The sequence below is a fragment of the Sphaerospermopsis aphanizomenoides BCCUSP55 genome (genome assembly GCF_001586785.1).
In the GTDB taxonomy this organism is placed as follows: domain Bacteria; phylum Cyanobacteriota; class Cyanobacteriia; order Cyanobacteriales; family Nostocaceae; genus Sphaerospermopsis_A; species Sphaerospermopsis_A aphanizomenoides_A.
The window spans coordinates 1-9323 of record NZ_LUFH02000157.1; the positions used below are offsets into that span (position 1 = coordinate 1).

6 protein-coding genes and 1 pseudogene are annotated in these 9323 nt (G+C 40.2%); 2 read left to right on the forward strand and 5 right to left on the reverse strand.

All coding sequences use genetic code 11. From position 1 onward, the window contains the following. Window positions 1-65 precede the first annotated feature (65 nt). Window positions 66-584: pseudogene (locus A0J48_RS25000) on the reverse strand (nuclease/transposase family protein); the annotation flags it as partial. Window positions 585-800: 216 nt separating this feature from the next. Here A0J48_RS25000 and ilvN point away from each other — a divergent pair. After that, a complete protein-coding gene (gene ilvN, locus A0J48_RS25005) occupies window positions 801-1319 on the forward strand; it encodes an acetolactate synthase small subunit (RefSeq protein ID WP_013190466.1) in 519 nt (172 codons plus the stop codon). Window positions 1320-1437: 118 nt separating this feature from the next. Here ilvN and A0J48_RS25010 read toward each other — a convergent pair whose 3' ends face one another. Further along, a complete protein-coding gene (locus A0J48_RS25010) occupies window positions 1438-3660 on the reverse strand; it encodes a pentapeptide repeat-containing protein (RefSeq protein WP_200327285.1) in 2223 nt (740 codons plus the stop codon). Further along, a complete protein-coding gene (locus A0J48_RS25015; protein WP_200327286.1) occupies window positions 3650-4654 on the reverse strand; it encodes a zinc-dependent alcohol dehydrogenase family protein in 1005 nt (334 codons plus the stop codon). Before A0J48_RS25015 ends, A0J48_RS25010 begins: the two co-directional genes overlap by 11 nt. Window positions 4655-5232: 578 nt before the next feature. Between A0J48_RS25015 and A0J48_RS25020 the strand changes: the two genes are divergently transcribed. Continuing rightward, window positions 5233-5838 carry a DUF4360 domain-containing protein gene (locus A0J48_RS25020; RefSeq protein WP_200327287.1) on the forward strand — a complete coding sequence of 202 codons (606 nt, stop codon included), beginning with the start codon at window positions 5233-5235 and terminating at the stop codon, window positions 5836-5838. Window positions 5839-6016: 178 nt separating this feature from the next. On the opposite strand, the gene opcA is transcribed toward A0J48_RS25020, so the two are convergent. Next, window positions 6017-7390, reverse strand: coding sequence for a glucose-6-phosphate dehydrogenase assembly protein OpcA (gene opcA, locus A0J48_RS25025; protein ID WP_200327288.1), 1374 nt, complete (start codon window positions 7388-7390; stop codon window positions 6017-6019). Window positions 7391-7579: 189 nt separating this feature from the next. Continuing rightward, window positions 7580-9109 carry a glucose-6-phosphate dehydrogenase gene (zwf, locus tag A0J48_RS25030; protein WP_200327289.1) on the reverse strand — a complete coding sequence of 510 codons (1530 nt, stop codon included), beginning with the start codon at window positions 9107-9109 and terminating at the stop codon, window positions 7580-7582. Between the last annotated feature and the right edge of the window lie 214 nt (window positions 9110-9323).

Here is a 9323-nt window from a genome sequence, read left to right on the forward strand (position 1 = left end):
AGGTAAGGAATACAGAGATTTTTGTTTGTTTCAAAAATGTTAAATTAATTTTGCTCAGGTACTTAAAATCTATCAGCACGTTTAACAATCCTAACTCGTTTAATTAACTTAATAGGGTATATGTGAATATCCCATTTACCCAATAGTTTAAGTTCACCAATACCTTTTTTATCAGTAAAAGTGATACGTCTTTTTGTCGGATGCAATGTCCATCCAGATGTTTTATATTCAACTGAACGGTTATCTTTTTGAAAGCGGGGATATCCTTTACTTCGACTGCGCTCAGTACAAGCCTTCCCTACAACTTTCTGTTTACAGTTGTCGTAAAATCTCTGAATCGCTTGCCATGCTCTTTCTGTGGCAGACTGACAAGCCATTGAATTTAATTCTTCTACAAAACTAAATTCTTTGCGTAGTGCTGTTGAGTAGTTATTTAATGCAATTCTGTTAATTTTTGCTTCTTGAGGTGAGTCCATCCAGTAACGAATAGCTTTATTTCTGACAAACTGAGTTGTCCTTATTGCTTCGTTAATAGCTTGTTTTTGACGTTGGTTACATTTGGCTTTGTACTCTAAGACCAGCACTTACTTAATCACCTCCTTAATGTATTTGGATACTGTTTAATATACACTATTCATAGTATACCAAGCAAGGGTAATTTCTAGAATGGCTAAATTTTCTCCAGATAAGTGTATTAAAATAAAGGTTTAGACCAAAAATTCAGTGTCGTAGTAAGTCTAGCGCAGCCATGAATTTTGATCTGCGTTGATTTCATGCTCCCCTAGCCTCTGTTGGCGAAGATGAAACATACTCTTTCTGTTCTCGTAGAAGATGAAGCGGGAGTTCTTTCCCGCATTTCCAGTTTATTTGCTCGTCGTGGCTTTAATATAGAAAGCCTTGCTGTTGGCCCTGCTGAACAGGGGGGTGTTTCCCGAATTACAATGGTTGTACCAGGCGACGATCGCGTAATTGAGCAACTTACAAAGCAACTATACAAGTTAGTTAATGTCCTCAAGGTACAAGATATTACAGAAACTCCTTGTGTCGAGAGGGAATTAATGCTTTTGAAAGTCAATGCTACCAGCAGCAACCGTTCAGAAGTGATCGAAATCTCTCAGATTTTTCGGGCCAGGGTTGTGGATGTGGCAGAAGATTCTCTAACATTAGAAGTTGTTGGCGATCCGGGTAAGATGGTGGCGATTGTCCAAGTTTTGCAAAAATTTGGTTTGCGGGAAATTGCTCGTACTGGCAAAATTTCCCTCACTCGTGAATCTGGTGTTAATACTGAGTTGCTCAAGTCTTTGGAAGCAAAGGTTTAACTGCCGATGGGAAAATAATCCTCACGCAAAAGAGGACACTTGCATAGGTGGGTTTCCTGACTTGTGCAAAGTGTCCGTCATGCGAAGATTTTTGTGTCTTTGCGTTTTAATGGAAAAATTATTTCAAATAAATCAGCAAATTTAATCCAGGAATTGTGCGCGAGAGAGTCCATAAAACCAAAGTAATATAAAGTAATCCTAAACTCCACTGATACCAAGCAAGTGTAGCAACAATTCCCGGTAAATGTTCATCACGCAGTCGGATATCATTGAATCCTAATCTAACTAAATTATTCAGACTAAAATCATAATAATTAAGCCAATTCCAGCGTTTATCCCATAGTAATGGCATATATCTTTCTCTGAAAGTTGGGTTTCTGGGAATTACTGGTAAACGTCCAATTAATAATCTTAATTGTCGTAATGTCCCATCTTCCGTGAAGTAAGAGATATCCATTAAATCGTGATACCTTCCTTGTTGATAAAGTCGACTTAATAAAGTGAAAGGAACAGGAACAATAATAATAAATAAACACCCTAAAGTCAGCCAAGGTTGTTCAGTGTTACGGAAAATAGCTAATAGACTTAAAGACGTTAAAAAGCAAAAACCAGTACAGATAGAAATAGTTTCATATAATGCGGGAATGATTGGTACAGGACGCAAACGACGGTAACGGTCTATTAACCAAAATAAAAATCCAAAATAAGCGATCGCCACTCCTCCTACACCAAAAACTAACCAGAAATTTGTGCCATAACCACTCAATAATAATAACATACTTAACAACAACCAATTGATAGCGTGAACCAACCACCCAGCAACGGATAGGGGTTCAATTGCAACCAAGCGATCGCTTAATTTTTGATAGGTTTCTAAATCCATATCAGCTAAAGTTAATAATTCATTGCTATTGCGGAATAATTTTATCTCTCGTTGTTCCTTAATAGCTTGCGCTTGAGTAGGAGAAAACCCCAAATTAATTAAACTAGAAATAGCAGCATTATTAATATTTGTAGCTACTAGAATTTTACTAAATTCTATTAATTTTAATCGTTGTTTAACGTATTCCAACTGATTTGCATCAGCAATTTGTTGTTGTTGACGGAAATTTTGGTCTAAATTACGCAAAATATTTTGATTACCTTGCAATTTCGGGACAGAGAACTTATTACCAATTTCCCCTGGATTTCCTAAAATCTTAGCTTGGTTAGAATTAAAATTTAACCCAGAAACATTTAAAAATGCTCCTTTCACAAACAGCGCATCACTAAAATCAGCTTGACTACGAATACTAGTACCATAAAAATCAACAGATTCGTTAAACTGAGTCTCTCGAAAAATAATATCCTTTTGAAAAATAGCATCAGAAAAAATAACAATCTGATAAAAATCAGCCTGATTAAACTGTGCTTGATTAGCAAAACTCACACCAGAAAAATCTGCTTGTCCTTGCCACAGAGAATTATTAAATTTAGCTGTTTGTTGAAAATTAGATTGATTAAACTTAGAATCTTGAATAAAAAAGCTACCTTGAAAATCCACAAATTCCTGAAATTGAGCTTTTTTAAAATTAGCTTTTTCAAAAAAAATACTGCCTTGAAAATTACTAAATTGCTTAAAAGCAGCACCATCAAATTTAACAGAACGTCCAAATCTGGATTCATTCCAGTTAGTAGCCCTGAGAAAACTTGCACCTTGAGCATTTATAGACTGAAGAAAAAACGTATGAGGAAACTGCACTTCACCATTAAACCGAGTTTCCACAAAACTCAAAGCACCACGAAAAACAGCAATTTCACTAGAAGTATTTGACAGAGTTCCTAACAGCGATTTACAGTCCTGAGAATCAGGAAAAGCTATTGATAGTGATTGCAAACATACCAAACGTAGAGCTTCCAATTGTTCTTGTTCCGTAACCGTAAAAATTGGTGCTATAGCTTGGGCGTAGAGAGGAGTCCTTAAACCCAAATCACTACCAATAAAATCACCTTGAATCAAAGAATAACTCAAATCCAAACCCAAAGGTTTTGCACCATTTTTTTGTAACTCCTTTCGCAAAAACTGATAAAAATTATCCCGAAAACTGCCATTTTCAGGACGTAAATCAATCACCATTCGCTGCAAATCAATAGTTAAATTTCCTTCCCGCAGCGTCGGATTTTTAATACGTTCTTGTAACAACTCCAAAGTCAGGGTAGTGCGTTCAGGTTGTGCTGCAAAAGCCGGGAGAGGAAGAAAGAGTAAAACGCAGAGTAACGCCGAGGAAAGCGCAGAGTAACACAGAGAACCTCTGCGAACCTCCGCGTTAAACCTCCGTGTACCTCTGCGTTTAAAAAACATCGTTAATTACTAAAACTATCTTACCTGTTATACCACTATTTTCCAGTAATTGATGAGCTGCTGCTCCTGCTTGTAAAGGAAAAGTATGACTAACCTGGATTTTTAACTTACCTTCATCCATCCAAGTAGCGCACTGTTGGAGAATTTCTCCATGATGTTGTAAACCTTCGATATTTTCTAACAGCATTGGTGTCAACATTAATTCTAAACCAATGCGAAGATTTTTAGTTCTGGCCACCTTCCAAACAGTATTAGCATCAGGTTCAAGAATAGTGACAATATCCCCATAAACTCGCACTGCGGGAAAAGTTTGATCAAAAATTTCTCCACCGACAGTATCAAAAGCCAAATCTACACCTTCACCATTTGTCCAGTCTAAAGTAGCTTGAACAAAATCAGTTTGTTTGTAAAAAATTACTTTGTCAGCACCTAATTTAGTCACAAAATCTGCTTTTTCCTGAGTGCTAACAGTAGTGGCTACATCTGCTCCTTTGAGTTTAGCTAATTGAATCGCAACATGACCAACACCACCAGCACCAGCATGAACTAAAACTTTATCTCCCGGTTCAAGTCTTCCCCGTTCATATAATGCTTCCCACGCAGTGATTAAAACTAGGGGTGCTGCTGCTGCTTCCGCAAAAGAAATAGATTTAGGTTTGGAGGCGACAAATCTTTCATCAACAGTCGTATATTCCGCATAATTACCTTGATGTGCGCCTAACCCTCCATAGCAGAAATAAACTTCATCTCCAGTCCGAAATTTTTGGACTTCAGCACCTACAGTTTCTACAACACCCGCACCATCACATCCTAAAATCGCCGGCATTTGTTCAGGATAAAAAGTACCGCGTTTCCGCAATTTGGTATCAATGGGATTAATTCCAGCAGCCACCAAGCGGACTAAAATTTCTCTATTTCTCGGTGTGGGTTTGGGAACTTCTTGTAATTTGAGAACGTCAGGGTCTCCTGTTGTTGTCATTAAGACGGCTTTCATGTTTTTTACTCCTAGATATATTTATCAATTGATAATTGTCAATTGATAATTGGCAATTGTTTAATTTCAGGTTTCAAACTTCCCTTTTTCCAGGGGAAAAAAGAAAAAAAACCAATTTCTCAATCCTCTCGCTTTTAGGCAGAGGTAATTGTCAATTGTCCATTGTACATTATCCATTGTTTAAAGGACTGGCACAAAAATTCTCTCAAAGTCTTGTGCTTCTGATTTTTGTGTGTTCTATAGGGTTCGATTCGGATACACTCTATCATAAAATCTATCCACTATTACCAACTTACTAGCATATAGCTGAATCTTGTTATTTAGCTGATCAGGGAACTCATAAAATCCTAGATCAGCTACAGATTGAGCTAGTTTACCATTGCCAGAAGTTAATAATATCAAGGATGGATTTTGGCAAAAAGGATTTTTTAGTAAATTCTGGAATAATTGGTTTTTCTCTTGTGTGATTAACAGCAAGAGCAAACACAATGCTCTCCACATCGTTAAAAATTTTCTGACCTCCATAAAGTTGTTAACATCACAACTTTGGATAACATTTTTGTACTTAAAGGTGAATTATGAATCATCAGAATTTCAAGAATAAATCTATCAACTTTTTCCCAGCTTTATTGGCTGCGGCTACACTGCTCACTACTTCTGTTGCACCTGCATTTGCTAACGAAAAAGTTCAAATCTTAGGCGCAGAATATGGTGGTAATGGTTGTCCTGAAGGATCTGCTAGTGTTAACGTCAGCCCCGATGGTCAAGAGCTAAGTATTCTGTTTGATCAATTTATGGCTTTGGGAAATAAATCATCCGAAGCACGCAAAAGCTGTAACATGAGCATCCCCATTCAAGTACCCCAAGGCTTTCAAATTTCCGTCTATGATGCTGATTATCGGGGCTATGTCGCTCCCGCCACAATCGGCCGACTAAGAGCAGAATACTTCTTTGCTGGTCAGCGTGGCCCTGTTTTTTCTAGGACATTTAGAGGCGAAATTGACTACAACGTTCGAGATCAATTAGTGACTGTTGGTGATGTCTGGTCACGCTGTGGTGATAGTGTGAATATGCGAGTGAATGCTGCAATGACCGCCAGTGGTCAAGGGATGGCGACCGTTGACTCCTTTGATCTAGCCCATCGTGGTTTAGTTTATCACGTCAAATATCGTAAGTGTCGGTAGTAGATGCTATATAACAAGATCCCCGACTTCTTCAATAAATCGGGGATCTAAAATATTTAGCTAGGGGAAAATATAGCAGTGGATAAGGCGGTTAGGACATTCTTAAAAAGCTAAAACTTGAGTGATGACAAGAATTTTACCTTTGCCTATTGCCTTGTGCCTATTGTCTTCTGCTATATTAATTCCCTAACTTCAAAGTTTTGCCAATTACCGCCAAACTTTCCTCAAACAAAGCCTCACGACCCCAGCGTTGTACCTGTTGACTCAACAAAGCCTCAGCCTTTTGTTCCGAAAGAGAACTTACTTGTTGAAATAAACCAGCAGATTGAGCGCCACCGTGAGTTTCCATCCGCATACAACCACCAGTTTCTGAGCAAATTACAGTTCCACAATTTGCTTGAGGATTGGTAGAACTTAAACGCAAAGCAATCAAATCACCCACAATTTCACCAATATCAGCAATTGGTACACCTGCTAATTCTGCTTCTATTTGTCGTTGGTCTTGACCCACAAAACGAATAGTAGTGATATCATAATCACCACTTTCCTTTGAATAAGAAACAGGTTGCCATTGTAGACGATTTGCTAACCAACCCAAAAACAGTAAAGCTTGGGAAGGATTGCCTTTTTCATAATCAATAGTTATTCTGTCAATTTCTTTGAGACTAGCTCGACGATTTGGTGGATCATAAGCTTCTGCTGTCAACTCTTGCCATGCCGACAAACGCCGCCAGTTTAAATCAGCTAAAGGCACTCCTGTATCTACCAAATCTTGCAAAGTTAATAAATCATCTTCTGGAGTATTAAAGTTGCAAGAATCAACAATCACGTTATTGCAGACTGCGGCTAACCGTTTGAACAAAGGGTTATGAGCATCTGGAGTCGCCTTCCACCAGAGGAATTTAGGCAAACCACCAATTAACAAAGCAGGAATCATGCCCCCGATTCGTTCCAAAGCCGCAGTAGTTCCAGTCAGAGTAATATATTCACAACAGATGAGAGTTGTGGAAGACTGTTTTTGAATGGGACAATAAGCTGAAACTTGCGCCTTTACCCCTTCATCTTCCCCAGCAATGGGACACAAGGCAATAATCCGGCAAGGGTTACGCAGGGCAATTTCATCGGCAATAGTCGGACTTGTAGCACTGAAAGTATAGCCCATCGCTGAACCGTGGCTATCACCCTTTGGTCCACTGTGTTGCTTTTTGAAATATTCTTCCCGTAAAGCCCTGAGAGTTTCTGGTGTAGCACTGCCAGTTTCCGGAAGTTTATATTTTTTCTGTACTTCCCGCAGGGCTGATTGGGTTTGTGGTCCTAAAATTCCATCAATTGGACCATTGTAAAACCCAGTTGCAGTTAACAAATATTGGGTTTCTTCTGGTTCATAAACCACCAAAGTAAATGTGGTGGCGCGGGTAGCAGCAGGTAGCGCCCCATCTTCGCCGGTGATGCCATAACTTTGCCAAATTTGATTCAGTTCCGCTTCTATTTCTGTGAGCGAAACATCTTTGGGGGCTTGCAGTGAATAAATTGTAGGAGCTTGGGAAACCATAGTCTATTTTGGATTTTGGATGAAAGGATTTTGGATTTGTGATTTAAGATTTTAGAATTTGTGGATTAGAGGTTGGTTAAGAGTTAATGAGTAATGGTTAATGGGTAATAATCCTGTTCCTATTCACCAATTACCAATTACCAATTACCAATTACCAATCCAAAATCTAAAATCTAAAATCTAAAATTCCTAGAGTCTGCGCCAACGGCGACCATCTTGGTTGATTAATAATTCTGCTTCCGCAGGTTCCCAAGTGCCGGCTTCATACTGAGGAATAGTCGCGGGATCAGCGGGCGCATCCCAAACGGAAAGGGCTGGTGTGACTACCTGCCAAGCAGCTTCTACTTCATCTGCCCGTGTGAATAATGTTTGGTCGCCCATCATACAATCTAGGAACAGGCGATCGTAAGCATCGGATGTGGCTTCGATGCCAAAAGAACCATAGGTAAAATCCATATCAACGGAACGGGTGCGGAAATCACCACCGGGCATTTTCACGTCGAAGCGCAGGGAAATTCCTTCATTTGGTTGTATCCGCAGTGCCAAAACGTTAGCATTTTTCTGTTGGGCAGCAGAAGGGAACATTCTGGAAGGTACTTCCCGGAAGTGAATAGCAATTTCGCTGACTTTTTTAGGCATCCGCTTTCCTGTCCGCAGGTAGAAGGGGACACCTTGCCAACGCCAGTTATCAACAATAAATTTCATCCCCACAAACGTCGGTGTGGTGGAGTTGGGGTTAACTCCTGGTTCTTCTCGATAGCCAGGAACTTGTTGACCTTTCATCCAACCGGCGCTATATTGTCCCCGAACTGCGGAACGTGAAAGATTATTCACGTCAGCTAAACGAGTTGCTTGTAATACTTTAACTTTTTCCGTGCGGATACTGTCAGCATCCATAGCGTTGGGTGCTTCCATTGCCGTCAAGCAGTAAAGCTGCATCAGGTGGTTTTGCAACATATCCCGCAGTGCGCCGGCGCTTTCATAATAACCAGCCCTGTCTTCCACACCTACGGTTTCGGCAACGGTAATTTGTACATGATCCACAAATTGCCGATTCCATAAAGGTTCAAATATGGCATTGGCAAAGCGGAACACTAACAAATTTTGTACGGTTTCTTTACCTAAGTAGTGGTCAATCCGATAAACTTGGTTTTCTTTACAAACCTTCTGCACTACTTGGTTGAGGTTTTGGGCGGAGGCTAGGTCACGTCCAAAGGGTTTTTCGATTACCAACCGATGTTTGTAAGCGTCATCTAACATCCCCGCGCCCCCTAGCTGTTTGATAGCTTCAGGGAAGAAGTTGGGAGCGACGGAAAGGTAGAACATCCGGTTTCCCCTTGTTCCCCGTTTTTCGTCTAATTCAGTTAATAGGTTTTTCAGCTTCTGGTAGCTTTCTGGGTCATCTATGTTTCCAGGACAGTAGAACAAACCTTGAGAAAAGTCTTGCCAGAGTTCCCCTAGTTCGACATTACTATGAGCTTCTTCCATGCCCTTCTGCATTTGTTCACGGAAGTATTCATGACTCCATTCCCGTCTAGCTACACCCACAATGGTGGTTTCTGGAGGAATGCGTCTTTCTCTCCGTAATTTAAAGAGTGCGGGGACGAGTTTGCGCCAGGTTAAATCTCCGGAAGCGCCAAAAATAACTATAATTTGGGGTTCGGGCATCCCTTGTTGTTGTAGGCCAACGCGCAAGGGGTTTTCTAGCAGACTGACCATAGAATTTTGGATTTTGGATTTTGGATTTTAGATTAGGGATAGGTGATAGGTGACAGGTGACAGGTGACAGGTGACAGGTGATAGGTGACAGGTGACAGGTGACAGGTGACAGGTGACAGGTGACAGGTGACAGGTGACAGGTGACAGGGAAGAGGCAAAAGATCATTAGGTTATCCTTCCCCTGCTTCCCCTGCTTCCCCTGCTTCCCCTGCTC